The organism is Actinoplanes philippinensis, assembly GCF_900113015.1.
Lineage (GTDB): Bacteria > Actinomycetota > Actinomycetes > Mycobacteriales > Micromonosporaceae > Actinoplanes > Actinoplanes philippinensis.
The window spans coordinates 1-24,989 of the sequence record NZ_FONV01000040.1 but is presented as its reverse complement, the minus strand read 5'-3'; the positions used below and the strand labels follow the sequence as shown (position 1 = coordinate 24,989).

The 24,989-nt window shown below is 73.4% G+C and carries 25 protein-coding genes and 7 tRNA genes; 8 read left to right on the top strand and 24 right to left on the bottom strand.

What is annotated here, in order from left to right:
• The first annotated feature begins 89 nt into the window (after positions 1 to 89).
• The 3 genes from BM290_RS46540 to BM290_RS46530 all read left to right on the top strand — a co-directional run bounded on the left by BM290_RS46540 (position 90) and on the right by BM290_RS46530 (position 3,253).
• Positions 90 to 560: a CoA-binding protein gene (locus tag BM290_RS46540; protein ID WP_093622435.1), complete on the top strand. Its 471-nt coding sequence runs from the start codon at positions 90 to 92 to the stop codon at positions 558 to 560.
• Between the two features lie 98 nt (positions 561 to 658).
• Positions 659 to 1,495, top strand: a complete 837-nt coding sequence (locus tag BM290_RS46535) for an SGNH/GDSL hydrolase family protein (protein WP_093622434.1) — start codon at positions 659 to 661, stop codon at positions 1,493 to 1,495.
• Between the two features lie 663 nt (positions 1,496 to 2,158).
• Positions 2,159 to 3,253, top strand: coding sequence for an FAD-dependent oxidoreductase (locus BM290_RS46530; RefSeq protein ID WP_093622433.1), 1,095 nt, complete (start codon positions 2,159 to 2,161; stop codon positions 3,251 to 3,253).
• Between the two features lie 288 nt (positions 3,254 to 3,541).
• Here BM290_RS46530 and BM290_RS46525 read toward each other — a convergent pair whose 3' ends face one another.
• The 3 genes from BM290_RS46525 to BM290_RS46515 form a co-directional block, all read right to left on the bottom strand.
• The gene (locus BM290_RS46525; RefSeq protein ID WP_093622432.1) at positions 3,542 to 4,411 is read right to left on the bottom strand and encodes a helix-turn-helix domain-containing protein; all 870 of its coding nucleotides are present in this window, start codon (positions 4,409 to 4,411) and stop codon (positions 3,542 to 3,544) included.
• Positions 4,412 to 4,481: 70 nt separating this feature from the next.
• On the bottom strand, positions 4,482 to 5,255 hold the full coding sequence (locus BM290_RS46520; protein WP_093622431.1) for an SDR family oxidoreductase: 774 nt from the start codon (positions 5,253 to 5,255) through the stop codon (positions 4,482 to 4,484).
• A gap of 256 nt (positions 5,256 to 5,511) precedes the next feature.
• Positions 5,512 to 6,252, bottom strand: a complete 741-nt coding sequence (locus BM290_RS46515; RefSeq protein ID WP_373871158.1) for a phosphotransferase — start codon at positions 6,250 to 6,252, stop codon at positions 5,512 to 5,514.
• A gap of 273 nt (positions 6,253 to 6,525) precedes the next feature.
• Here BM290_RS46515 and BM290_RS46510 point away from each other — a divergent pair, with 273 nt between their 5' ends.
• Positions 6,526 to 7,539 carry a helix-turn-helix domain-containing protein gene (locus tag BM290_RS46510; protein WP_093622430.1) on the top strand — a complete coding sequence of 338 codons (1,014 nt, stop codon included), beginning with the start codon at positions 6,526 to 6,528 and terminating at the stop codon, positions 7,537 to 7,539.
• Positions 7,539 to 8,186, top strand: coding sequence for a hypothetical protein (locus tag BM290_RS46505; protein WP_093622429.1), 648 nt, complete (start codon positions 7,539 to 7,541; stop codon positions 8,184 to 8,186). The genes BM290_RS46510 and BM290_RS46505 overlap by 1 nt, the downstream gene beginning before the upstream one ends.
• Here BM290_RS46505 and BM290_RS46500 read toward each other — a convergent pair.
• From BM290_RS46500 to BM290_RS46490, 3 genes are all read right to left on the bottom strand, one after another.
• On the bottom strand, positions 8,142 to 9,194 hold the full coding sequence (locus BM290_RS46500) for a hypothetical protein (protein ID WP_093622428.1): 1,053 nt from the start codon (positions 9,192 to 9,194) through the stop codon (positions 8,142 to 8,144). The genes BM290_RS46505 and BM290_RS46500 overlap by 45 nt on opposite strands.
• Before the next feature lie 72 nt (positions 9,195 to 9,266).
• Positions 9,267 to 9,752 carry a type II secretion system protein gene (locus BM290_RS46495; RefSeq protein WP_218163322.1) on the bottom strand — a complete coding sequence of 162 codons (486 nt, stop codon included), beginning with the start codon at positions 9,750 to 9,752 and terminating at the stop codon, positions 9,267 to 9,269.
• 164 nt (positions 9,753 to 9,916) lie between these two features.
• Positions 9,917 to 10,402, bottom strand: coding sequence for a type II secretion system protein (locus tag BM290_RS46490; RefSeq protein ID WP_218163321.1), 486 nt, complete (start codon positions 10,400 to 10,402; stop codon positions 9,917 to 9,919).
• 123 nt (positions 10,403 to 10,525) lie between these two features.
• On the opposite strand from BM290_RS46490, the gene BM290_RS46485 reads away from it, so the two are divergent.
• Positions 10,526 to 10,918, top strand: a complete 393-nt coding sequence (locus BM290_RS46485; RefSeq protein ID WP_203779938.1) for a TIGR03668 family PPOX class F420-dependent oxidoreductase — start codon at positions 10,526 to 10,528, stop codon at positions 10,916 to 10,918.
• On the opposite strand, the gene BM290_RS46480 is transcribed toward BM290_RS46485, so the two are convergent.
• The 6 genes from BM290_RS46480 to BM290_RS46455 form a co-directional block, all read right to left on the bottom strand.
• Positions 10,901 to 11,797 (bottom strand): ABC transporter ATP-binding protein, encoded by an 897-nt coding sequence (locus tag BM290_RS46480; RefSeq protein ID WP_093622426.1) that lies wholly within the window; start codon positions 11,795 to 11,797, stop codon positions 10,901 to 10,903. The two genes, BM290_RS46485 and BM290_RS46480, sit on opposite strands and share 18 nt — an antisense overlap.
• A gap of 12 nt (positions 11,798 to 11,809) precedes the next feature.
• Positions 11,810 to 12,625, bottom strand: a complete 816-nt coding sequence (locus BM290_RS46475) for a hypothetical protein (protein ID WP_093622425.1) — start codon at positions 12,623 to 12,625, stop codon at positions 11,810 to 11,812.
• Complete coding sequence (locus tag BM290_RS46470) at positions 12,622 to 13,311, bottom strand: hypothetical protein (RefSeq protein WP_093622424.1); 690 nt, start codon at positions 13,309 to 13,311, stop codon at positions 12,622 to 12,624. Before BM290_RS46470 ends, BM290_RS46475 begins: the two co-directional genes overlap by 4 nt.
• Before the next feature lie 5 nt (positions 13,312 to 13,316).
• Entirely contained in the window at positions 13,317 to 14,222 is a 906-nt protein-coding gene (locus tag BM290_RS46465) for a zf-HC2 domain-containing protein (RefSeq protein ID WP_177320195.1), read from the bottom strand.
• A 37-nt stretch (positions 14,223 to 14,259) separates the two neighbouring features.
• Entirely contained in the window at positions 14,260 to 14,811 is a 552-nt protein-coding gene (locus BM290_RS46460) for an RNA polymerase sigma factor (protein ID WP_093622422.1), read from the bottom strand.
• Positions 14,812 to 15,171: 360 nt separating this feature from the next.
• A complete protein-coding gene (locus BM290_RS46455; protein ID WP_093622421.1) occupies positions 15,172 to 16,071 on the bottom strand; it encodes an SDR family NAD(P)-dependent oxidoreductase in 900 nt (299 codons plus the stop codon).
• A gap of 105 nt (positions 16,072 to 16,176) precedes the next feature.
• On the opposite strand from BM290_RS46455, the gene BM290_RS46450 reads away from it, so the two are divergent.
• Entirely contained in the window at positions 16,177 to 16,842 is a 666-nt protein-coding gene (locus BM290_RS46450; protein WP_093622420.1) for a TetR/AcrR family transcriptional regulator, read from the top strand.
• On the opposite strand, the gene BM290_RS46445 is transcribed toward BM290_RS46450, so the two are convergent.
• The 12 genes from BM290_RS46445 to BM290_RS46395 form a co-directional block, all read right to left on the bottom strand.
• Positions 16,805 to 18,883 (bottom strand): AfsR/SARP family transcriptional regulator, encoded by a 2,079-nt coding sequence (locus BM290_RS46445; protein WP_239144150.1) that lies wholly within the window; start codon positions 18,881 to 18,883, stop codon positions 16,805 to 16,807. The two genes, BM290_RS46450 and BM290_RS46445, sit on opposite strands and share 38 nt — an antisense overlap.
• A 29-nt stretch (positions 18,884 to 18,912) precedes the next feature.
• Positions 18,913 to 19,704 carry an SDR family NAD(P)-dependent oxidoreductase gene (locus tag BM290_RS46440; RefSeq protein WP_093622419.1) on the bottom strand — a complete coding sequence of 264 codons (792 nt, stop codon included), beginning with the start codon at positions 19,702 to 19,704 and terminating at the stop codon, positions 18,913 to 18,915.
• 189 nt (positions 19,705 to 19,893) lie between these two features.
• Positions 19,894 to 19,964: transfer RNA gene (locus BM290_RS46435), tRNA-Cys, on the bottom strand.
• 27 nt (positions 19,965 to 19,991) lie between these two features.
• A tRNA-Val gene (locus BM290_RS46430) sits at positions 19,992 to 20,064 on the bottom strand.
• Position 20,065: 1 nt separating this feature from the next.
• Positions 20,066 to 20,139: transfer RNA gene (locus tag BM290_RS48985), tRNA-Ile, on the bottom strand.
• 20 nt (positions 20,140 to 20,159) lie between these two features.
• Positions 20,160 to 20,232: transfer RNA gene (locus tag BM290_RS46425), tRNA-Val, on the bottom strand.
• A gap of 6 nt (positions 20,233 to 20,238) precedes the next feature.
• Positions 20,239 to 20,312, bottom strand: a tRNA-Arg gene (locus tag BM290_RS46420).
• A gap of 1 nt (position 20,313) precedes the next feature.
• A tRNA-Gln gene (locus BM290_RS46415) sits at positions 20,314 to 20,385 on the bottom strand.
• A gap of 20 nt (positions 20,386 to 20,405) precedes the next feature.
• Positions 20,406 to 20,478, bottom strand: a tRNA-Gly gene (locus BM290_RS46410).
• Between the two features lie 430 nt (positions 20,479 to 20,908).
• Positions 20,909 to 23,146, bottom strand: coding sequence for a heavy metal translocating P-type ATPase (locus BM290_RS46405; RefSeq protein WP_093622418.1), 2,238 nt, complete (start codon positions 23,144 to 23,146; stop codon positions 20,909 to 20,911).
• A gap of 11 nt (positions 23,147 to 23,157) precedes the next feature.
• Positions 23,158 to 24,138, bottom strand: coding sequence for a hypothetical protein (locus BM290_RS46400; RefSeq protein ID WP_093622417.1), 981 nt, complete (start codon positions 24,136 to 24,138; stop codon positions 23,158 to 23,160).
• Positions 24,135 to 24,350: a heavy-metal-associated domain-containing protein gene (locus BM290_RS46395; RefSeq protein WP_093622416.1), complete on the bottom strand. Its 216-nt coding sequence runs from the start codon at positions 24,348 to 24,350 to the stop codon at positions 24,135 to 24,137. The genes BM290_RS46400 and BM290_RS46395 overlap by 4 nt, the downstream gene beginning before the upstream one ends.
• Positions 24,351 to 24,513: 163 nt before the next feature.
• On the opposite strand from BM290_RS46395, the gene BM290_RS46390 reads away from it, so the two are divergent.
• On the top strand, positions 24,514 to 24,912 hold the full coding sequence (locus BM290_RS46390; protein ID WP_093622415.1) for a DUF6010 family protein: 399 nt from the start codon (positions 24,514 to 24,516) through the stop codon (positions 24,910 to 24,912).
• Positions 24,913 to 24,989 lie beyond the last annotated feature (77 nt).

The window sequence follows — 24,989 nt, the reverse complement described above, 5'->3', positions numbered from 1 at the left end:
ACCTCGAAGGTCGAGCGAGCAGGGCGATGGCCCGACGGTCACCGGTGCACTCGAACCACCATCAGCTCGAGTGAGACAAGGGTGCACCAATGAGCTATCAGGACGCGCTGACCATCCAGCGGGTGCTCCACTCGTCGAGGACGATCGCGATCGTCGGGCTGTCCGGCAACGAGCTGCGGGCCAGCTACTTCGTCGGCTACTACATGAAACGGCACGGCTATCGGGTGATCCCGGTCAACCCGCGGGAGTCGTCGATCCTCGGCGAGGTGTCCTACCCGTCGCTGGCCGAGGTGCCGGAGCCGATCGACATCGTGAACGTGTTCCGGGCGCCGGGCGCGCTGCCGCAGATCGCGGCGGACGCGGTGACCGCCGGGGCGAAGACGCTGTGGACCCAGTTCGGGGTGGTCAACCAGGAGGGGGCGGACATCGCCGAGCGGGGCGGGCTGACCGTGATCATGGACCGTTGCCTCAAGGTCGAGCACGCCCGCTACGTGGGGCGGATGCACTGGCTGGGCTTCAACACCCAGCGGATCACCTCGGTCCGTACCGGCCTGCAGTGACCCACGCCGGCGTCAGTCCTCGCGGGTGACATTTTCCGTTTTGGTGCGTTTGTCCGTTCAGGAATCCTCTCCGGTTCACCGCACCAAGGAGACTTGTCATGTCGTACCCCGCAGCGATCTACCGCCGCGTCGTCGCCGTCTGCGCGACCGTCGCGCTGACCACCACGGCGTGGGCCGCCCCCGCGACCGCCGTGGCCGCGGCCGTCGCGCCCGCACCCCTGCCCTACGTCGCGCTCGGCGACTCGTACGCCGCCGGTTTCGGCGCCGCCCCCACCAGCGACGCCTGCGGGCGCAACGCGGCCGCCTACCCGGCGCTGCTGGCCCGCGAGGCCCACGGCGGCATCACCCTGCGCAACGCCGCCTGCACCGGCGCGACCACCGCCGACGTCATCCGCCAGGCGTCCGTGCTCAGCGCGCGCACCAAACTGGTCACCATCACGGCCGGCGCCAACGACCTGCAGCTCAAGCAGCTGCTGCAGTCCTGCCTGAGCCGCGCCGCCGCGGACGCCTGCCGCGACGGCGACCTCGCCGTCACCCGCAAGCTCACCACCGAACTCCCCCGCGACCTGCACCGGATGATCCACACCGTCGTGACCGCGGCGCCCCACGCCCGCGTCGTCGTCACCGGTTACCCGCTGCCGTTCGCCAAGAGCCGCCAGTGCGCCGCCGAGCCGGTCCCCGCCCGCGTCCGCACCCGCGCCAACCAGGTCGTAACCCGCCTCAACGCGGCGATCGCCACGGCCGCCACCCGCAACCGGGTCCGCTACGTCGACGTCACACCCGGCTTCACCGGCCACGGCCTGTGCAGCCGCAAGCCGTGGCTGGTCGGCACCGAGGGCCTGCGCGACAACCGGGTTCTGCACCCGACCGCGACCGGCCAGGCCCGCGGCTACCTCCCGGCCGTCGCCGCCAGCGGCCTGACCGACCGCGCCTGACGCCCTTTCCCGTCCCGCCTTCCCGTCCGGCCACTCGTCCCCCTTACTGTTCGCGTTCCCCGTCCCCGCCGGACCTCCTCCGGCCGCGCGGCCTTCGCCACCTTCCGGCTTCCGGCCGCGCGGCCCCCTCCCCACGGGGTTTCCGGCGCCCAACCGCGCAGCCCCCACTTCCCGCGGGGTTTCCAGCGCCCGGCCGCCCAGCCCTCACTCCCCGCGGGGTTTCCGGCGCCCGGCCGCCCAGCCCTCACTCCCCGCGGGGTTTCCGGCGCCCGGCCGCCCAGCCCTCACTCCCCGAGGGGTTTCCAGCGCCCCGCCCCGCAGCCCCCACTCCCACGCGATTCCCGGCGCCCGACCGCGCAGCCCCCACTCCCCACGCGATTCCCGGCGCCCGACCGCGCAGCCCCCACTCCCCACGGAGTTTCCGGCGCCCAGCCGCGCAGCCCCCCATTCCCACGCGATTCCCGGCGCCCGACCGCGCAGCCCCCACCCGCGAAACCGCTCCCTTCGGCATGCGGCCCCGCGGAACTCATCCCGAACGTCCGCATCCTCCAGGGTGTCCGGCGTCGTGAATCAAGGCGTGATCCAGCAAGATCGGGAGAGGGGGCAGACCGCGACCCCGGGAAGTCTCTAGGCTTCGGGGATGCACGATGCGGACGGTCACCGGTGAACCACGTCGCGGTCGTCGGTGCGGGGTTGACCGGCGCGGCGACGGCCTGGCGGCTGGCCCAGCACGGCGTGCGGGTCACCGTCCTGGAGCGGGCGACGCCCGCCAACCCGCAGGGCAGCTCGCACGGCTCGGCGAGGATCTTCCGGTACGCGTATCCGGACCCCTTCTACGCGAACCTGGTCGCCGAGGCCCGCGGCCACTGGGACGAACTGTCCGAGGCCGCCGGCATCCCGCTGCTCCGCCATGTCGGCTCCCTCGATTTCGGCGCCCGGCGCGACCCGGCCCACCTGGCAGCCGTCCTCACCGCGATCGGCGTCGGCCACGAGTTGCTCACCGCCGAGCAGGCGGCCACCCGCTGGCCGGGCCTGCACGTCGACGGCCCGGTGCTGTGGCAGCCGAGCGCCGGGGTCATCGACGCGGAGTCCGCGGTTCGCGCCATGGTCGAGCTGGCCCGGCTCGCGGGCGCGGCGATCCGCCCGGACTGGACGGTCACCGGTTTCACCGCCGACGCCGGGAGGGTGTCGATCCGGTCCGCCGGTGGTGACGAGCTGACCGCCGACCACGTCGTGGTCGCTGCCGGTGGCTGGCTCCCGGCGCTCGCCGCCGACCTGCCGTTCCGTCTGCCGCCCCTGCGTGTCACCAAGGAGCAGGCGTTCCATTTCCCCTACCGGGAGCCGGTCACCGACTGGCCGACGACGGTGCACATCAGCGACGACTTCGCGGCGTACTCGCTGCCGGGCGGCCGCGACGCCGAGCACCGCGGGCACAAGGTCGCCGAGTTCCTGGGCGGGCCGGACATCCCGTCGGCGGCCGGCAACGACGGTTTCATCGACCCCGCCAACCGGCAGCGGGTCGTCGACTACGTCACGAAGTACCTGCCGGGCCTGATCCCCGAGCCCTACGCCGAGACCACCTGCGTCTTCACCACGACCCCGACCGAGGACTTCGTGATCGACACGGCCGGCCCGGTCACGGTCGCGTCGCCGTGCTCCGGTCACGGCGCCAAGTTCGCCCCACTCCTCGGCTCGATCGTCGCGGCCTCCGCGCTGGGCATCACACCGCCTCCGGATCGGTTCCGCGCCCCACGCTGAGCAGGTCATGGCTCGGAGCCCGGTCGGTGACGCCCAGCACGGCCTCGTCCGGCTCCCGAACCAGATCATCGGGTCGTCCGGCAAACCGGCCCGGCCCCCGAACCAGATCATCGGATGTCCGGCAAACCGGCCCGGCCCCCGAACCAGATCATCGGATGTCCGGCAAACCGGCCCGGCCCCCGAACCAGATCATCTGGTCGTCCGGCAAGCCGGCCCGGCCCGGCATCGAGATCGACGAACGGATCACCGGCGACGGCCAGGCGGGTGGAGGGCGCCCAGCAGAAAGGATCATGAGCGTCGGCCCTCCGGGGCGACCAAGGGTGCGGCATCCCAGCTGGCCAGCAGCCGCAGCGCCTGGTGGGACGGCGAGCCGGACCTGGCGGTGTAGACGAAGAGGGTCTGGTCCGGGTCCTCCGGCAGCTGCAGCGCCTGGAAGTCGACGGTGAGCTCGCCGACCACCGGATGGCGGTACAGCTTGGTCCCCGACGTACGCACCAGCACCTGATGATCGGACCACCAGCGGCGGAACTCCTCGGATCTCATCGACAGCTCCTCGACCAGGGCGGCGAGCCGTGGATCGCCGGGATGCCGGCCCGCCTCCACCCGCAGCACCGCGACGGTCTCGGCGGCCACCTTGTCCCACTGGACGTAGAGCTCCCGGGCCCGCGGGTCGAGGAACATGAACCGCACCTTGTTGCGCTGTGCCGCCGGCAGCAGGTTGAAGTCGCAGATGAGGGCACGGGCCATCCGGTTGGCGGCCAGCAGGTCCATCCGGCGGCCGAGCACGAACGCCGGGGACGCGGCGTCGTCGAGCGTCTCCAGCATCTGGTGCATCCCGGGGCGCACCCGCTGTGGCCGGGGCACCGCCACCCGGCCGCGACGTGCCTTGGCCAGGTCGAACAGGTGCGCCCGCTCGGTGTCGTCGAGCTGCAGCGCCCGGGCGATCGCCGCGAGCACGGTCGTCGACGGGTTGAGGTTGCGGCCCTGCTCCAACCGGACGTAATAGTCGACGCTCACCCCGGCCAGCGCGGCGATCTCCTCCCGCCGCAGACCTGGCACCCGCCGCCCTGGAAGGGCATCGCCGATGCCGGCGGCGCGCGGCGTCAGCCGGGCGCGGCGGGTGCGCAGGAAGTCCTTGAGGTCGGCGTTGTTGTCCACGGTCCCAGTCTCCCCCGCCGCACCGGCCCGGCAGCACCGCTGACTGGTACTGCCGGACCCACTCAACGGATCAGGACGGCTGCCGGGTCGGCATGATCGTCACCTGCTGTAGGTTGACCCGCCGCGGCAGGGCGGCCGCGAACGCGATCACCTCGGCCACGTCCTGCGGCGTCAGGAACTCGACCTGCTCCGCGGCGCCGGCCAGCCAGTCACGGGCGCCCTGGTCGGTGACGTGGCTCTGCAGCTCGGTGCCGACGATGCCGGGCTCGATCGCGGAGACCCGGACGTCCTTGGCGCCCAGCTCGACGCGCAGATGCCGGGACAGGTGGGTGATGAACGCCTTCGTCGCCGAGTAGACGGCGAAGGTGGGGAAGATGTTCTGCGCCGCGATCGACGACGTGGTGAACAGATCAGCGGTCCGGCCCTCGGCGGCCGCCGCCACGAGCAGCGGCGTCACCGCTCCGGCGGTGTGCACGGCGGCGGTCACGTTCAGGTCGATCTGGTGCTGCCACTGGTCGGCGCGCAGCTCCTCGATCGGGGCGGGGAGCATGATCCCGGCGTTGTTGACGACCAGGTCCAGGCCGCCGAGCTCCGCGGCGGCCCGTGACACCGCGGCGCCGAGCGCCGTGGTGTCGGTGACGTCCACCGGCACGGCCAGCGCCGTCCCGCCGGCGGCGGTGATCCGGGCGGTCAGCTCGTCGAGGCGGTCCTTGCGGCGGGCCAGTAGCGCCACCGTCGCGCCGCGGGCGGCGAGCAGCTCGGCGGTGGCCGCGCCGATGCCGCTGGACGCGCCGGTGATCAGCGCGGCACGGCCACGGAGCGGCTGCGGGGAGATGATGGTCATGGTGTTCTCCTTCGGTCGCCCTCCATGCAACCGCCCCGGCGGCCCCCACGGACGGTCGTAGCTGGGCCTGCCGTGACCAGGACCAGCAGTCCCACCCGGCGGTTCACGGCCGGGTGACCACCACCGTGCCGACGGCTCCCGGCATAGCGGCGAGCGGCCGAGGGGACCACCACCGTGCCGGCGGCTCCCGGCATGGCGGCGAGCGGCCGAGGGGACCACCACCGTGCCGGCGGCTCCCGGGGCGGCGGGACACGGGCTATGCGGGGCGGACCTCGGTCAGGCGGCGGCGGGAGTAGTCGTCGTCCCAGCAGACGGCGGCCTGCCAGGCGGCGGAGGCCTGGGCTGCCGTGTCGTGCGTGGCGTCGTCGAGCGCGGCGGCGTTGAAGGGGAGGGCCAGGTCGAGGTCGGGGACGTCGGCGTGCGACTCGTCCCAGTCGATCAGGGCGACCCGGTCGGCGGTCATCCGGATGTTGCCGGGGTTGAGGTCGCCGTGCACGACGCAGGTGGGGCGGCCGGACAGCCGGGCCCACGCGGCCCGGCAGCGGGCCACGGCCTCGGCGGGCATCCGGTTCAGGTCGATCCGGGTGCCGGTCTCGGTGTGCAGGAGGTCGGTGGACGATCGCCAGCCGGGGCGCTGGGGCCAGTTCCGGGTGAGGCGGTGCAGCTCCTGGACTGTGCCGGCCACGCGCTGCCAGTCGGACGGTGTCTCGGGCGGGCCGCCGTCCAGGTAGGGCATCACCACCAGACCGCCGGCGAAGAGCCGGCCGTCCGTCGTCGGGATCGGCGCCGGCACGGTGAAGCCCGCGCGGTCGAGGTGCACGAGCAGGCCGGTCTCCCAGGCCAGGTCGGCATCGCCGCGGGAACCGAGACGAGCGACCGCGAGCCGGCCGTCGACGCGCACGGTCCACACGTCGTTGGCGACTCCACCGGAGAGCGGCTCGACGCGAACGGCGTCCGCACCCCACTGTCCGAGCGCCTCCCAGCCCACCGGCCGCATCCTACCGGCCACCGAGGACCGGGGCGCCCCCGGCGGCGGCAGGACCGGCGCCCCCGTGGCCGGCCTGCCGCCGCCGCCCCCCGGAGTCATGAGGCCACAGGAGAGGGTGGCCGGTCGAGGACGGCGCGGAAGTCGTTGCGCATCCGCGCAAGTGCGGGCCCGCGGAGCGTACCCCCGAGGGGTTTTGCGCATCTGCGCAGCGAAGCTGCGATCGGTCTGGTTGAAACGCGCACGCGGATGCTGTGATGGGACATCTGATTCGGGGGGTCGGGGATGGCGGGACGGACGGTGGTGCCGGTGCTGGGACGATGGGGCCTGTCACCGCACGCGGACCTGGTGTACCGGACTCTGGCGCTGCTCGGCGCGCAGACGTCCGCGATGCTGGCCCGTGATCTGGACATCGACGGCGGCCGGCTGGCCGAGGCGATGGACGAGCTCACCGCGGCCGGTGCGGCCCGTCTGACCTGCCGCGGCCGGGAACGCTGGTGGAGCGCCGTCGATCCGGACCGGGTGGGTGTCCTGGTGCGGCAGCGGCGCGGGCCGGTGGCGGTGACCGAGGGCTACCGGCGGCATCTGGCGGCGGTGGCGGGCCTGCATCTGGAACGGATCGATCCCCGGTCGGTACGCCGCCTGCCGAGCCGGGAGACGGCGCGGGCCCGGATCGCCGTGCTGACGGCCGCGGAACGCCGCGAGCATCTGGCGATCAACACGGAGGAGCAGATCAGCGCGGAGGCCGCCGCGGTCGCCGGGCCGCAGGACCGTGAGCTGGTCACACGGGGCGTCCGGCTGCGCGCGATCAGCCTGCCGCCGCGCGCCGGACGGCCGCGGGAGACGGTGCCGGACGGCGCGGAGTACCGGGAGGCGACCGATCTGCCGCTCAAGCTCATGGTGTTCGACCGGCACACCGCGCTGTTCCCGGCCGACCCGGCCCGTTTCGACGCCGGCGCGGTGGAGCTCACCGACCCGGATGCGGTCGCCCACCTGACCCAGTTGTTCCACCGCATCTGGCGCACCGCCAGGGATCCCTTCCATCAGGAGGTGCCGCCGATCGAACTCACTGCTCGCGAGCAGGCCATCCTCGCCCTGCTCACCGACGGCTACAGCGAGGAGGCGGCCGGCGCCGAGCTGGGCCTGAGCCGGCGCACCGTCGTCTACACCCTGCGCGCGCTGATGGACCGGCTCGGCGTGCAGAACCGGTTCCAGCTCGCGCTCGTGCTCGGCGCTGCGCGGGCGGTTCCGCTGCCGGGTGTCCCGGCCGGCGCCGGGCCGATGCACGAGGAGTCCTGATGTCGTTCCGGTTCCGCGCCGCCGCCTCCGTGTTGCTGCTGACGGCGGCTCTGCTCCCGGGCCGTACGGCGTCCGCCGCCACGCCGACGACGATCCACTGGCGGTATTCGACCTGCGTCCAGGGCGCGCTGTCGGGTCTGCAGCCCGACAGCAACCTGGAGTATTTCGTCGTGACGGGCACCGCCACGCAGTGCGCCGCGCCGGCGGCGACCGACCTCCCGGTCGGCTTCGGGCTGGTGACCTACCGGGGCCGCGCCGGACTCCCGGGCCTGCTGCAGGGCTACAACGTACGGTTGTTCCCGGCGCCACCGGACACCGGCTGGCAACCTGCCACGATCGACTTCGGCGCGCTGGCGGTGCCGCGCGGCGCCGGCGCCTACGGGGTGTGTGCCGTCGCCGGCCCGACCACCATCGACCCTCGGGTGCCGGTCTACTACTACGCGGTCAAGGTGGCGTGCGTGCTCGTCACCGTGACCGGGCAGAGCACCACCGGTTTCACCACCACGATGACGCCGCTGCCCTTCGACGACCCGCTGATCAGCGGCCCGGTGTCCCAGCGCAGCTCCTACACCGGCAGCACCTCCCCGCCGCCGCCGGACGGGTCACCCGGGGGCGACCCGTCCAACTTCTGCGGCAGCTGCTTCTGAGATCCGGCAGCCGGCCAGCAGATATCCGGCCAGGCAGACCAGTGCCCCGGCGGCGTCGGCGTGCACCGCGAGCAGGGCGGTGTAGCCGAGGACCGTCACGGCCGTCTGCCGCCACACCGGGACGTCGTCCGGCAGCAGCGCGACCAGCAGCACCGACGCGACGGCCACCGGCAGCCAGTAGTACTGGTACGTGACGGGGTCGGTGACGATCCGCAGCAGGGCCGCCGCCAGTGGGGCCGCCGCGAGCGCCACCGGCCGCCCGCGCAGCAGCCAGGCGACGAGGGCGCATCCACCGGCCGCCACGACGGCCTGGGCGAGCCGGGTGGCCCAGGTCGCCTCGTGCAGGCCGAGCATGGCCGGCACGGTTCCGGGGGTGACCGGCCAGACGTGCCGGAACATGTCGAAGGAGCCGCTGAGCACGAACGGCAGGAACCCGGCCACCACGATCGCGGCGGCCAGCAGCGTCGTGCGGGCCGCGCGGACCGGTCCGGTCACGGCGAGCAGGCAGGGAAACCCGAGGACCGCGACCGGGGCGATCAGCGCGGAGGCGGCCAGCGCGCCGGCGGCGGCGAGGCGGTGGCCCCGGCGGTGCAGGACCATGGCGTACGCCCAGAGCATCGGTATCGCGGTCTCGGCGGGATGTCCGTGCCACGGCAGCGGCCCGGTCATCCACAGCAGGGTCAGTGTCGCGGCGGCGATCTCCCGCGACGCCCGTCCCCGGCAGGCGGCCATCGCGCCGAGCACCAGCGCCACCGCGACGAGGACACGGGTCACCACGTGCGGGACGCCGTCGTGGGCGCCGATCGACAGCACCTGGCTGAGGACCAGTTGCAGCGGGCCGGCCTGGGTGAACGTGCCGGCGTACGCCTCGGCGAACCGGCCGGCCAGCACCGAGCGTCCCAGGCCCGCGAAGACGTCCAGGTCGAGCGGTGCCGGAGCGCTCACCGCCGCCACGAGAGCGGCGAGAAGCCCGGCGATCCACCGCCGCTGCCGGGAAGTCCACGTCACAGCTGCTCCATCGATATGACGAGCCCCGGGGGCGCCGGTGAGGGCGCCACCCGGGGCCGGGGGTCCGATGTGTCAGGCGCAGGTGGCCAGGGTCAGCGTGGTGGTGAGGGCCTGGACCGAGCCGCCCTTCTCGCTGTCGTACAGGTACCACTTGCCGCTGCCGCCGGTGCTGGTCGCGCAGATCCGGTAGGTGCCCGCCTTCGCGCCGGTGCCGTTGGCGAAGCCCAGCTGCGTCTTGTCGGAAACCGTGATCATCTGCTTGCTGCCGGTGGCCAGAGCCTTGGACGGGACGGTGCCGTCCTTGTTGTCGACGGTGGTGTCCGCGGGGAACTTGTTGCCGTTCTCGGTGTAGAACTGCTCGATCGCGCTGATCGCGCCACGCACGTCGGACTGCGCGGACTTGTCGGCGGCGCCCTGGCGGTAGTTCAGGTACACCGGCACGGCGATCGCGACCAGGACGCCGATGATGACGACCACGACCAGAAGCTCGATCAGGGTGAAACCCTCGTCGTCCTTCTTGCCGGCGCGGAGACGGGCGATGGCGTCGTGCAGCTTCATGCGGCTTGCCTCTCATAGGTGGGGGACGGCGCATCGCCCTCTTGGCCGTATCAGTCGGCAGCGGGGCCGGGCACTTGACGAATCCGGGCCGGGATTCTGCACGCGAAAGACCCCGGGCGGCGCCGATGAGGCGCCACCCGGGGCCGGGAGCTCGAACGGGTACGTCAGGCGCAGGTGGCCAGGGTCAGCGTGGTGGTGAGGGCCTGGACCGAGCCGCCCTTCTCACTGTCGTACAGGTACCACTTGCCGCTGCCGCCGGTGCTGGTCGCGCAGATCCGGTAGGTGCCCGCCTTCGCGCCGGTGCCGTTGGCGAAGCCCAGCTGCGTCTTGTCGGAAACCGTGATCATCTGCTTGCTGCCGGTGGCCAGAGCCTTGGACGGGACGGTGCCGTCCTTGTTGTCGACGGTGGTGTCGGCCGGGAACTGGTTGCCGTTCTCGGTGTAGAACTGCTCGATCGCGCTGATCGCGCCACGCACGTCCGACTGCGCCGACTTGTCGGCGGCGCCCTGACGGTAGTTCAGGTACACCGGCACGGCGATCGCGACCAGGACACCGATGATGACGACCACGACCAGAAGCTCGATCAGGGTGAAACCCTCGTCGTCCTTCTTGCCGGCGCGGAGACGGGCAATGGTGTCGTGCAACTTCATGGGGAGTGCCTCCATGGGGCGGGGAGGGAAGGTGGACCAAGGAGTGACGCCCCCAGCAATCGTCCGGGCCGTGGCGCACCTGAGAGTTGGGCCGGCCCGTTTTCGGCGCAGTAGGGTGTGACGGTGACCTCAGCGGCCGAGTTGTTCGCGTCGGCGCGGGTGGCCCGGCTGGCCACGGCCGGCGCCGACGGCGTGCCCCACGTGGTCCCGATCGTCTTCGCGGTGACCGGCGACGTCATCCACACCGCGGTCGACGGCAAACCCAAACGCACCCGGGCGCTGCGCCGCCTGGCCGACATCACCGCGAACCCACACGTCAGCGTGCTGGCCGACCACTACGAGGAGGACTGGTCGGCGTTGTGGTGGGCACGCGCCGACGGCCGGGCCCGGATCGTCGGCGACTCGCCGGAGGGCCTGGCCGCGCTGACCGCCCGTTACCCGCAGTATCGCGCCACCCCGCCGCCCGGCCCGTTCCTGGAGATCACCGTGGACCGCTGGTCAGCCTGGCGTCCCTGACCGGGAGGCCGGCTCCCGCCCGGCGGCGGTGACGGTCAGGTAACCGTCCTCCAGGGTCGGCTCCAACTGGCGGGCCTGCGGGTCCGGCGCGGCCGCGGCGACCATCCGGTACCGCATGCCGCCGTCGTGGGGCAGCGCCGACACCACAGTGCCCCCGGCCGGGGCCGGGCCGTCGGTGACGACCGACCAGACCCGGCCCTGGGCGCGGCGGGTCAGCTCGTCGACGGAGCCGCGGAAGATCAGCCGGCCCTTCGCGAGGACGGCCACCTCGCGGCAGGTCTGTCCGATGTCGTCGACGATGTGCGTGCTCAGCAGCACGGTGCGGCGGCCGGCGAACTGGGACAGCAGCGTGCGGAACCGGATCCGCTCCTCCGGGTCGAGGCCGGCGGTCGGCTCGTCCACGATGAGCAGCCGCGGGTCGGCCAGCAGGGCCTGGGCGATGCCGACACGCTGCCGCATGCCGCCGGAGAAGCCGCGCAGCCGCCGGTCGGCGTGCTCGGTCAGGGCCACCACCTCGAGCAGCTCACCGACCCGGCGGCGGCGTGCCGGGCGGTCGTCCATGCCTTTGAGCAGGGCCACGTAGTCGAGGAACCGGCGGGCCGTCAGGTCGGGGTAGACGCCCAGGTCCTGCGGCAGGTAGCCGAGCTCCCGCTGCACGGCGGTCCGGCCTGGTCCCGAGGTGATGTCGTGCCCGCCGACGACGACCCGGCCGGACGACGGCCGGACGATGCCGGCCAGGATCCGCATCAGGGTGGTCTTGCCCGCGCCGTTCGCGCCGAGCAGGCCGAACATGCCGGTGGGGATGTCCAGGTCCAGGCCGTCGACGGCGTGCACCCCGCCGCGGTAGGTCTTGGTGAGACCGGAGATCTCGATGCGCATGGGACGGTCCTCTCAGCGGATGCGGCGTACGCGCAGGGCGTGGCCACCGGCGAGCGCGGCGGCCGAGACGGTCAGGAGCAGGGCGATGGACAGCCACGCGAGCGCGGGTGTCGGGGCGGGGCGCAGCACGTTCCAGGTCGCGCCGGCGATCGGGCCGGCCCAGGTGTCCTCGCCGTCGATGCCGTGGAAATCGAACAGCGCGTCGAGCGGGTAGCCGCCGAGCGGGTGGAACAGGGTCCGGGAGAGCGTCGGCATCGTCTCCGGCGGGACGAGGTTGCCCCACAGCCAGTAGCCGACGAACAGCACCCGGAACAGCGGCGCGGGCATGATCATGGGTACGGCCAGCGCGAACGCCGCCACCAGGAGCAGCCCCGGGACGATCACCACACCGAAGGCGGCCGTCGCCCAGGCCATCGCGACCGGACGCCCGGTGTCGATCGCGTAGGCCGCCGCGAACCCGAAGTAGGCCACCGCGATCGGGACGGCCGTCGCGGCGGCGGCCCCCAGATATTTGCCGGACAGCCGGGCGGCCGGCGAGGCGGGGGTGGCGTCCAGGACCGGCGCCACGCCCAGCCGGTCGTCGCGGACCAGCCGGTCGGCGAGCAGGCAGCCGAACCCGATCGACAGCAGCGCGTGCAACTGCACGGCCAGGCCGGCCACTGCGGTCCGCGGATCGAGCGGCCGCTCCCCCGGGTCGAACAGGTCCCGCAGCAGACTGCCACCGATCAGGACGAAGAGGACCAGGGTCAACGCCGGCACGATCCACACCGACCGCTTGCGCACCTGCATCCGGAACTCGTAGCGCAGACTGGCGCCGAAGGCGGTCACTCGTCCTCCTCACTGATCAGGCGTTCCGGACGGCGGCCCAGCAGGACCAGAGCGAAGGCGATGAGCACGGCCCCCACGCCGAGCAGGGTCAGCCGGTTCGCCGTCCAGTCGCCCGGTGTCGCGCCGCGGGTGGTGGCGAACAGGTAGAGCAACCGGCCCGGCAGGTGCTGCTGCACCGCGCCGGCGAAGAACTGCTGGACCGCCCACACCGTGGTGACGATCGCGCCGGCCGCGGCCGGGCTCCGCAGCACCGCCCCGGCCGCGAACCCCAGGCCGCTGAGCCCGACGGTCGGCGCCAGCCAGGTCAGCTGCCCGGCCAGAGCGCCGTGGCTCTGCGGCCAGCGGGCCCACCAGCCGGTCACGATCAGCGCCGCCGCGGTCAGCGTGGCCACCACCGCGGCCCAGCCGACGACCACCGCCATCCGGCGCAGCAGCGTGACACGGTACGGCGTGGGCGCGGCGAGCTGCAGCTCACGTGCCGGGTCGCGGCCGATCAGCGACGAGCAGACGACGGCGGCGGCGAGCGGGACGGCCATCTCCAGCCCGCCGAGCAGGATCCGGGCGATCGTCGTGTCACTCGGTTCGGGATGGGCCAGCGCGGCCGCGGCGCCCAGCGCGACGGCCAGGGGCGGGCCGAGGACGGCTGCCCAGCCGGTGCGGCGCGCCTCGTACCCCCAGAGGGTCATCGGTCTCACATCCGGTGGGTAGCGCGCCCGGCGCCGTGAGGTTCACGTCCGGCAACGACGAACGCGGCGGCCGTGAGGGCGGCGCCGGCCGTCAGGACCGACGCGTTCGTGGTCCACACCTCGACGACGAACCGGGCCATCCAGCCGTCCCGGACGAACACCCCGCCGATCAGCACCCGGACCGCCCACAGGCCGACCGCCGCGCCGAGCGCGCTGTCCGGTCCGAATCGGACGGCCACCAGCAGGCTCACCGAGGACAGCAGCACCATCGGGCCGAGCCAGGCGGCGACCAGCGTGTTCAGACCCGCCGTGCCGGCCGCGCCGGTGGCGGCCAGGGCTGCCGACGCCGCCACGGCCAGGACCAGGTCGTATCCGAAGACCAGGGCGATGCGCACCAGCAGCAGCAACCGGCCGGACGTCGGGGTGGCCGCGACCACCTCGGCGGCCGGGTCGCGGCCGGACCGGTAGGCGCCCGCCACGCCGGCGGCGGCCACGATCGGCGCGACCAGGGCCAGCACCAGGTCGGCGCCGACCGTGGCCTGCGCCAGCACCAGCCCCACGCCGAGCGCCATGACCAGCGCCGACGCGATCGGCACCGCCATCCGGATCAGGCGCGCCTCGGCGGCCATCAGCGCGGCCAGGTGCCGCAGGCGGCGTGGCGGGCCCGGCGGCTCCGGTGTCAGCGCGCCCCGGGTCAGCACGGCGCGGACCAGGGCCGCCGGGTCGGGCGGGGCCGCCGGGTGGGGGCGGGCCGCCGGGTCGGGCGATTGCGGCGCGGGCGGGGCTGCCATCGCCTGCCAGGAGGCCAGGTCGGCCCGGCAGCGCGGGCAGCCGCCGAGATGCGCGCGGACCCGCTCCCGGTCGGCTTCCGGCAGCGAACCCGCGGCGTACTCGGGCAACAGGTCCCTCATTCCGGCACCTCCGCGGCGTACTCGGGCAACAGGTCCTTCATTCCGGCACCTCCGCGGCGGTGAGCGCCGCGGCGACCGCGGCCCGGGCATGATGCAGGCGGCTCTTGACCGTGCCGACCGGGATGGCCAGCACCTCGGCGACGTCGGCGAGCGGCAGCCCGGCCACGAACACCAGCGCGATCACGTCACGGTGATGCCCGGGCAGCCGGTCGATGGCGGCGGCCACCGGAGTGCCACCGGCCGCGGCGATCGCCAGTTCCTCCGGCCCGGCGCCCTGATCGGGCCGGTCGGCCGGCTCGGCAACGGTCGGCTCCGGCCCGAACCGGCCACGCAACCGGTTGTGGGCCTGGCGCCGGGCGACACCGAACAGCCACGTCGACACCTTCGCCCGGCCCTCGAAGGCGCCCGCCGACCGCCAGACCGCGAGCATCGTGTCCTGCAGGATCTCCTCGGCGGTCATCCGGTCGCCGGCGAGCCGGAACAGATAGCCGAAAAGGGGCCCGGCGTGCCGCTCGTAGAGCCGGGACAGCGCGGCGGCGTCGCCGGCCGCGATCGACCGCAGCAACGCCTCGTCGCCGCCCGGATCCATCCGCCACCTCCCGCACCACGGTCTGCAAGGTGGGTAGCGGGAGCGGGTGGCGAAGGTTCACCGGATGATCACCCGCACGGGTTCCCCACTGTCGCCCGATCACCTGGATCGCGCCGCGGACGCCGTCGCGCCGGGCCACCCGGCGACTGGATTCACGACGAATCGTCATCGTGGATCGCGGGGGAACACCTGAGCAACAGCCGGAGAGCATGGCGGGCAGCCGCCGCGACGATCGCCGCCATCACGTACGACCGGACGGTCTCCGTCGATCTGCAGGGGACGGCACAGAACAGCATCATCGACCGCATGTACCTGGAGAGCGAGCCCCAGGTCGGCGGCAGCTAGCGGACGGGCGCGCCGTCACACCGGGAAGGTCACGCCGGTGAGGTTCTCGGAGACCGACCACAGCCGGCGCTGGACCGCCTCGTCGTGGGAGGCCGGGCTGGAGGTGACCGGACGCGGGTGGCCGCGCAGCTCGCCGCGGCCGCCGGGGCCGTAGTACTGGCCGCCGCGGACCGCCGGGTCGGTGGCGGCGCGCAGGGTCGGCAGGGCGCCCATCGACGCCGGCTGGGTGAGGACCGGCGCGAGCCAGGTGACCGGCAGCCGGAGCGCGGCCGGGGTGTTGCGGGCCAGCTCGGTGTCGGACAGGCCCGGGTGCGCTGCGACGGCGACGGTGCCGGCCCGCGCGGCGAGGCGTCGCTGCAGCTCGTACGTGAACAGCAGGTTCGCCAGTTTGGACTGCCCGTAGGCGCCGACCCGGCTGTACGACTGCTCCCACTGCAGGTCGTCGAAGTGGATCGCGGCCCGGATGCGGTGGCCGGTGCTGCTGACCGTGACAACCCGTGAGCCGGGCACCGGCAGGAGCAGGTCGAGCAGCAGCCCGGTGAACGCGAAGTGCCCCAGGTGGTTGGTGCCGAACTGCATCTCGAAGCCGTCCCGGGTGGACAGCCGCGGCGTGTACATGACGCCCGCGTTGTTGATCAGCAGGTCGATGCGCGGGTGGGTGGCGTGCAGGGTGGCGGCGGCGGCGCGGACCGAGTCCAGCGAGGACAGGTCCAGCTCCTGCACCGTGACGTCGCCGGCGATCCGGTCGGCGGCGCGTCTGCCCTTCGCCACGTCGCGCACGGCCAGCACCACCCTGGCGCCGCGGCCGGCGAGGGCCCGTGCGGTGGCGAAGCCGAGGCCGGTGTTGGCGCCGGTCACCACCGCGACCCGGCCGCTCTGGTCGGGGATGTTCTGCTCGGTCCAGTTGTCGCTCATCGTCGCGCTCCTTTAACGTACCGTCGGTCTGTTATTGCCCACGACGTTAAGAGACCGCCGGTCTGATGTCAAGAGACCGGCGGTCCGTAATGTAGGCTGCACGGTGTGACGTTCCAACGGGCGCGAAGCGAGGAGCAGCGGGAGATCCGCCGCCGGGCGATCCTGGACACCGCCGCGGCGATGCTGGACGAGATGCCCGTCACCGAGGTCAGCCTCAACGAGCTGAGCCGCCGGGTCGGTCTCGCCAAGTCGAACGTGGTGCGCTATTTCGAGACCCGCGAGGCGGTCCTGCTGGAGCTGCTGACCCGGTTCCTGCGCGAGTGGCTGGCCGTGCTCGCCGGCGAGCTGGCCGCCGGCATCGACCCGCGACTGCCCGCCACCGACCGGGCCGGCCTGCTGACCGGCATCCTCACCCGCTCGCTCGCCGACCGGCCGGTGCTGTGCGGGCTCTTCGGGGCGCAGGGCGGCGTCCTGGAGCAGAACGTGTCGGTGGAGGTCGTCACCCGGCACAAGCGGGAGTCGCTGGAGATCCTCGACGCCGCGACCACGCTGATCCGTGAGCACGTGCCGGAGCTGGGTGACGGCGCCCGGGCGTACTGTCTGCAGGTCCTGGTGCTGGCCGGCGCGCTGTCCGCCGCCCTGCCGCCGCCCGCCGGTGTGCTCGCCGCCTACCAGGCCGATCCGTCCCTGGCCGTGCTGCACACCGACCTGCACGACGCCCTGCACGTCGCGGTCACGATGACGACGCTGGGCGCTCTCCCCCGGTCCTGAGCAGGGCGGCGTCCAGCAGCGCCAGGTGATCCGTGACCGTGCCGACGGTGAGCGTCCCGCTCGCCGCGCCGGCCCACTCCCGCGCCGCCGGGGCGAGCGCACGCCGGGCCCGTTCCATCGCGGGCCGGTCGCCGGCGGTGATCGCGGCCCGGCCGAACAGGCACCACAGCGCCTCGGCGAGCAGATCGGCGGGCGGGTCCGGCACCTCGGCGAGCGCGGTACGGCCCGGTTCGAGCAGCGGGCGCACCCACGGCTCGTACGGCCCGAAGGTGTCGTCCGTGGCGAGCGGCAGACCCCGGCGCAGGCGCAGGCCGAGCAGGGCCAGAGGCAGCAGGCCGTCACGCATGCCGGGCATCCCCGCGTCGTCGAGCCGGGCCGCGGCGGCACGGTAGCGGACCTCGGCCGGCGCCTGCCCGGCCAGATCGCAGCGCAGCGCCCGGAACCAGTCGGTGAACACGCCGACCAGCGGCCGCTCGTGCCGCCCGGCCAGGTCGTCGGCGGCTCGCGCATGCTCGCCGGCCCGGTCGAACGCGGCCACCGCGCAGGCCGACTGCATCCGGATCAGGTGCCCGAGCACCTCCGCGGAGACGAGGCCGTGCCGGCCGGCCAGGGCGACCAGCTCGGCGCCGATCCGGTCGCGCCGAGCCGCGCCGCCGGTCCGCCCGCAGCTCTGGAGGAACACGGCGTTCAGCGCGAACGCGAGCAGCGCGGGGTCACCCATCTGCCGGGCGATCGTCTCGGCCCGCGCGGCGCACTCACGGGGCCGGTCGTCGTGCACGCCGCGCGACTCGAGGGCGATGGTGGCCAGCAGCCGGGCCCGGGCCGGGTCGTGACCGGACGCGGGCAGGGCGGCGAGCGCGCGTTCCGCGGCGGCGACGACGCCGGCCGCCTCCACCGGGTCGTCGGCGCGCGGCCAGATCGCCGGCACGTCGTAGGCGCCGATCACCCGCGCGGTCAGCTCCGGGTCGCCGAGCTGCTCGGCGGCGCCGACCGCGGCGGCCCGTTGCCGCCGGGCCTCCCGCAGGCCGTCCGGGCCGGTGACGGCGAGGTCACGCAGCAGACCGACCGCCGACTCCAGCCGGGTGCGGGAGCCGCCGCCCACACGGTCGTAGGTGGACGCGGCCCGCCGCAGCGGATCGGGCCCGTCCAGCGCCGGGTCCTGCCGCAGGATGCCGGTCTCCAGCGCGCGCAGCGCCGGCCCGGGATCCACGCCGAGGTGACCGGCGAGCAACTCGCGGGCCCGGCGCAGCACCGCGAGCGCGTCCGCCTGCCGGCCCGATCGGTAGAGCGCGAGCGCCAGCAGCCGCCAGCCCTCCTCCCGCCACGGATGCGCGGTGACGTGCTCGTCGAGGTCGGGGACGGTTTCGGCGCAACGGCCCAGGTCGAGCAAGGCGCCCGCGCGGTGTTCGACGGCCTGCAGGCGCAACTCGGCCAGACGGGAACGGTCCGCGCGAGGCCAGGCGGCATCCGGGAAATCGGCGTACGCCGGGCCACGCCACCAGGTGAGAGCCTCGCCGAGCCGGGTCAGGACATCGGCCGGGCCGGCATCCCGGGCCTCGGCGACGGCCTGCTCGAACCGCCAGGCGTCCACCTGATCGGGGGCGCACCTCAACGCGTACCCCGAGCCCTCGGTGGTCAGCAACGTGGCCGGCGCTCGCGGCGGGCGCTCCGGCTCGACGGCCCGGCGCAACGCGGCGACGAAGGTCCGCACGGCCGCCACCGCGCCGTCCGGCGGCGACACCCACAGGTCACTGACAAGATCATCCAGGGGTACGACCCGACGGCGCGCCACCAGCAGCCGGCCCAGCACCGCCCGGTGCATCGGCCCCTTCAACGCCACCGCACGACCCGGCGGCTCCGCGGCTGTCACCCCCGCCATCGACCCACCCGGACGGCCGGGCACCCCCTCGGCGATCCCGCGCGCCGCCGGACTGCCAGAAAGGCCGGGCACCCCCTCGGCGACCCCCCGCGCCGCCGGACTGCCAGGAGGGCCGGGCACGTCCTCGGCGATCACCGGCCCGAGGACACCGAAACGGATCACCCGGTCACGTTACTCCGGCGCCTCCGGCGTCACAGCAGCGTCGTCAGCACTCCCCCGTCGACGCGGACCGCCGAGCCGTTGATCGCCGACGCCAGCGGGCTGGCCAGGAAGGTCACCGCGTGCGCGATCTCGTCCGGCTCGATGAAGCGTTCCAGCAGCGACGTCCGGTTCGTACCGATGATCGCCGCCTTCATCTGCTCCTCGGGAACCGCGCGGGCCTCGGCGAGCGACCGGACCGTCCGGGCGACGCCGTCGGAGTACGTGGGGCCGCCCAGCACCGTGTTGACCGTCACCGCGGTGCCCTTCGTCAGCTTCGCCAGGCCGTTGCCGAGCGACAGCATCGCCGTCTTCGACGTCCCGTAGTGGATCATGTCGGCCGGGATGTCGACGCCCGACTCGCTGCTCACGAACACGATCCGGCCCCAGCCCCGGCCGATCATCGCCGGCAGCAGCCGCCGGGCGAGCCGGACGCCACTGAGCACGTTGACCTCGAAATACCGTCGCCAGTCGTCGTCGGAGATCAGCTCGAACGGCGTCAGCTCGAACAGGCCCACGTTGTTGATCAGGATGTCGGCGTCGGGGAGGCGCTCGCACAGGCGGTCCACGTCGCCGGTGACCGCGAAGTCGGCGGGCAGGCCGCTGACCGACACCCCCGGGGCCTCCCGCCGCAGCCGTGCGACGGCGTTGTCCAGCCTCGCCTTGTCCCGGCCGTTCAGGATCACGTCGGCGCCCTCGCGGGCCAGGGCTCGCGCGGTCGCGTACCCGATGCCCCGGCTCGAACCGCTGACGACTGCGGTCTTCCCGGCGAGCTGCAGATCCATGTGACTCTCCTCGTGATCGGCCCGGTGGCATGGACGATCGTGCCGCCGGCCGATGAGCAGGCGATGAGTGAGCCGGGGGCCGCACGACGCGGCGGTGGGCGAGAAGCGGGCCCCGCACCCGCTCGACCTCACCTGGCCGGAACTTCGCGCCGAGGCGCCGGCTCGCCGGTGGACGGCATGTCGTTCTCGAGGCCGCAACCGGATTCGAACCGGTGTGCACCGCTTTGCAGGCGGTTCCCTGACCACTCGGGCATACGGCCCTCACCACTCGCCGAACGGCGAGGTCGTGCCCGCGCCGGGACTCGAACCCGGGACTGCCGGTGTGTAGGACCGGTGCTCTGGCCGCTGAGCGACACGGGCGTGCGCCGCGTGAGAATCGAACTCACCACGGCCTGCTGATAAGGCAGGTCTCACCCACCAGGTGAGCTGCGGCGCGAAGCGGAGCAGGTGGGACGTGTTCCGGCCTGGACTCGAACCAGGGACCTCCGTCTTGTCGAGGCGGCGCTCTACCGACTGAGCTACCGGAACGTGCCGTCCCCCGGGCGGGACTCGAACCCGCAACCGTCGCCTTAGAAGGGCGCCGCTCGGTCCGGTTGAGCTACCGGGGGGCTGGGGGTGCAGGGCTCGAACCTGCACAGCCGAGGTCAAAGCTCGGTGGCCTGCCGATTAGCCGAACCCCCATCAGATCACCGTGGAACCGGAGCGGCCCGCGGGCATCGAACCCGCTTCTCCGGTTTGGAAGACCGGCGTGTCCGCCGAGTTCACCAGGACCGCAATGATGGTGTCTGAAAATACATGCCATCCACTGTCGAGTTGAGAGAGAACAATTCCACCGGACGCCATCGGTGAACCATTCAAGAATGGAGCCGGGAAATGAAGAAGCCGCCCTTATCGTCGACTGACGAGGGCGGCCGGGGCGCGGACGATGCTGCGCTAGCCGCTCGATCTCCCCAGTTCACGACGGGTCTCGTGCACTCGGGCGCCTCGGGTCGCCGTCACGACGGATATGACGGAGCCACACCGCGTCGGTTGCGAGGGGAGGGTCACACAGCTCATGGTCCGGCTCCTTTCGAGACTCGTGCGGTCGTTCTGAAGCCATCCTTACCGACCGGCTTCGTCTCGTCAATGCATTTGCGCGTCGGCGTCGAGATCACTCTGCCGCATCCGCGTCGCACATATGTGGAATGCCGGCGCCAGTGGGAGATCAGGTGAAGCGCCGCAGGCGGAGGCTGTTGCCGACCACGAAGACCGAACTGAACGCCATCGCCGCGCCGGCGATCATCGGGTTCAGCAGGCCGGCCATCGCCAGGGGCAGGGCGGCCACGTTGTAGGCGAAGGCCCAGAACAGGTTGCTCCTGATGATGCGCAGGGTGCGCCGGGACAGGCGGATGGCGTCGGCGGCGGTCATCAGGTCGCCGCGGACCAGGGTCAGGTCGGAGGCCTCGATCGCGACGTCGGTGCCCGTGCCCATGGCCAGTCCCAGATCGGCCTGGGCGAGAGCGGCGGCGTCGTTGACGCCGTCACCGGCCATGGCGACGACCCGGCCCTCGGACTGCAGCCTCGTGACGACGTCGACCTTGCCGGCCGGCAGCACGTCGGCGATCACCTCGTCGATGCCGACGTCGGCGGCGACCGCCCGGGCGACCGTCTCGTTGTCGCCGGTGAGGAGCACCGGGGTCAGACCGAGGCCACGCAGCGCGGAGACGGCCGCCCGGCTGGTGGGCTTGACCGCGTCGGCGACGGCGAGGACGCCACGGGCACGCCCGTCCCAGCCGGTGACCACGGCGGTCTGCCCGGCCTCCTGAGCGGCCCGCAGCGCTTCCTCCAGGCCGGCGGTGAGCGGGTAGCCGTTCTCGCGCAGCAGCCGAGGCCGGCCCACGAGCAGGTCGTGGCCGTCGACGGCGCCGCTGACGCCGAGCCCCTCCCGGTTGCGGAAATCGGTGACCGGGGGCAGCACGCCGTCGTGGGCGGCGGCGATGGCCCGGGCGATCGGGTGCTCGGAGGCGGCCTCCACGGCGGCGGTCAGGCGCAGCACCTCGGCCGGGTCCTCGCCGTCGGCGGCGACCGTGGTGGCGAGGGTCATCCGGCCGGTGGTGACGGTGCCGGTCTTGTCCAGCACGATGGTGTCCACACGGCGGGTGGACTCGAGCGCTTCCGGGCCCTTGATGAGGATGCCGAGCTGGGCGCCGCGGCCGGTGCCGACGAGCAGGGCGGTCGGGGTGGCGAGACCGAGCGCGCACGGGCAGGCGATGATCAGCACGGCGACGGCGGCGGTGAACGCCGCGGTGAGGCCGTGGCCGGCGCCGATCCACCAGCCGAGGGTGGCGACGGCGAGGGCGATGACGATCGGCACGAAGACACCGGAGATCCGGTCGGCGAGGCGCTGGGCGGCGGCCTTGCCGGTCTGGGCCTGCTCGACGAGTCTGGCCATCTGCGCGAGCTGGGTGCCGGCGCCGACGCGGGTGGCGCGCACGATCAGGCGCCCGCCGGCGTTGACGGTGGCCCCGGCCACGGTGTCGCCGGGGCCGACCTCGACCGGAACGGACTCGCCGGTGAGCATGCTGGTGTCGACGGCGGAGGCGCCGTCCTCGATGACGCCGTCGGTGGCGATCTTCTCCCCCGGCCGGACCACGAACCTGTCACCTTCGGACAGCTGCGCCACCGGGATGCGGAACTCGGTGGCGCCACGCAGCACGGTGACGTCCTTGGCGCCCATCTCCATCAGCGCGCGCAGGGCGGCGCCGGCCCGTTTCTTGGAGCGCGCCTCGAAGTAGCGGCCGGCCAGCAGGAACGTGGTGACCCCGGCGGCCGCCTCCAGGTAGATGGCGCCCGACCCGTCGGTGCGGCCGATGTCCAGGGTGAACGGGTGTGTCATCCCGGGCTCGCCGGCGGTGCCGAGGAACAGCGCCCACAGCGACCAGCCGAACGCGGCCAGGGTGCCGAGCGAGACGAGGGTGTCCATGGTGGCGGCGCCGTGGCGCAGGTTGATCCAGGCGGCCCGATGGAAGGGCAGGCCGCCGTGGACGACGACCGGGGCGGCCAGGGTCAGCGACGCCCACTGCCAGTAGGTGAACTGCCAGGCCGGCACCATCGCGAGGAGGACGACCGGAACGCTGAGCGCGATGGCGGTGAACAGGCGGGTCCGCAGGGCGCGCAGCTCGTCGGCGGGTTCGGCCGGCGCGGCCGGGTCGTCGGCGGCCGGCGGCGGTGGCAGGACGGCGGTGTAGCCGGTCTTCTCCACCGTGGCGATCAGCGCCTCCGGGGTGACGGCGTCGTCGTAGGTGACGAACGCCTTCTCGGTGGCGTAGTTGACGCTGGCGGTGACCCCGTCCATCCGGTTGAGCTTCTTCTCGATCCGCGACGCGCAGGAGGCGCAGGTCATCCCGCCGATCGCCAGTTCGACCTGGTTCGGGGCGGCCGGCAGGGGCCGGGTGTTCGCCATCGTGTCTCTCCTCAGCCGTGGGTGTGGCCGTCGTCGCCGTGCCCGGTCGCGCTGGGCAGCGCCGTCGGGCCGGCCGGGGCCGGGCTTGCGGCGGGCGGATCCGGCACGGCCTGCGCCGGGCCGGCGGTCGCGGTGAATGCAGCGGTACGCACGGTGCCGTCGTGCTGGAAGTCGAGGTAGAGCCGGTAGTCCCCGGCGGACGGGACGTCGGCGTGGAAGACGATGCCGGGTCCGGCCGCCGTCCTGCCGTCGCCGGGCTCGCCGTCGGGGTGGACGTGCAGGTAGGCCAAGTCGCCGGCGCGCAGGGCGACGAGGTGGCCGTAGGCGCCGAGGTAGGGCTGGAGATCGGTGACCGGGGCGCCGTCCCGGCTGACCGACAGTGTGAGGCGGGAGGATCCGCCGGGGACGAGATCGCCGGTGAGAGTGACCGTGTAGCCGTCGACGGTGGTGCTGCGCTCGGCGGGCGGGAGCGGGCGGGGCCGGTAGTCGCCGGGGGCGGGGACGTCGGCGCCGAGGGTCAGCCCGTCCTCACGGGCGGCGGGCTGGAAGTCGGCGAACACCCGGTACTGCCCGGGGGTGCCGACGGCGAGCGGGATCGACCAGGTGCCGTCGGCGGCGCGTTCCGGGTGCACGTGCTGGAAATCGGACAGATCACGCCGTACCACAATCAGGTGGAGATCTTTGTCGTGGTTGACGGTGTAGTCGGTGACCGGCCGGTCGTCGGGGCCGAGGATGCGGAACCGGAACGGCTGCGCGTCACCGACCGCGAGGGTCGCGCTGATCGGCTGGAGCCGGTAGCCGTCCTGGGTGATCTGCAGTCCGGCCGGCAGGGCGGCAGTGGCTCCGGCCGGGGCCGGCTCGTTGTGCCGGTCGTGGGCGGCGGGAGCGGCGGGCGGCGCGGCGGGGCCGGCGAGCCGGCCGAGGCCGAGGGCGGCGGTGAAGACGACCGCCAGCCCCGCCCCGAAGGCGCCCAGCCGGGCAGGGGCGTTCACGACCGCGGCACCAGCTCGTAGCCGGCCTCGTCGACGGCGGCCGCGACGGCGGTGTCGTCGAGGGGCTGGTCACTGGTGACGGTGACGGCGCCGGACGGCAGGTCGACACGCACGTCGGTGACGCCGGGCAGGCGACGGACCTCGGCATCGACCGAACCCACGCAGTGCGCGCAGGTCATGCCGGTCACGGTGTAGGTCTGCTGTGTCGCCATGGTGGTGCTCCTTAGCGGGAAGCCGGGCGGCCGTCGCCCGGCGCAACGCCACTATACCCATACCCCCCACGGGTATCAAAGACCGGTCGCCGTGGCCAGAATCCGTTGGACCACGTCGTTCCTGCCACTGTGGCGCGTGCCGGCGGTTCCCTAGGTTCGCTGCATGTCGATTGTCGGGCCGATTCTCGTCGGCGTCCTCTTCATCCTGGTCATGGCGGCGTTCCCGGACGGGGCGCGGCAACGGGTCAACGCGCTGCTCATCGCGGGCGCCGGCGCCGTCTACTGGAGCGGCGGCCTGGGGGTGTGGGAGTTCCCGTTCGGTCTCGTGATGATCTACGTCGCCTACCGGGGCCTGGATTCCTGGCGCTGGATCGGGGTCGGCTGGCTGCTGCACACCTGCTGGGACGTGGTCCACCACCTCAAGGGCAACCCGATCATCCCGTTCGTGCACGATTCGTCGTTCGGCTGTGCTATCTGCGACCCGGTGATCGCGCTGTGGTGCTTCGCCGGCGGGCGCCCGGTGATCGCGCGACGTGCTCACGGATCCTTGCGCGGGTCCTGAGAGGGGCTTGAGGTTGCGTTGAGACAGCCGCCCGATCTGATCGGGCATGAACGCCACCGCAGTCGCCACCCCCGCCC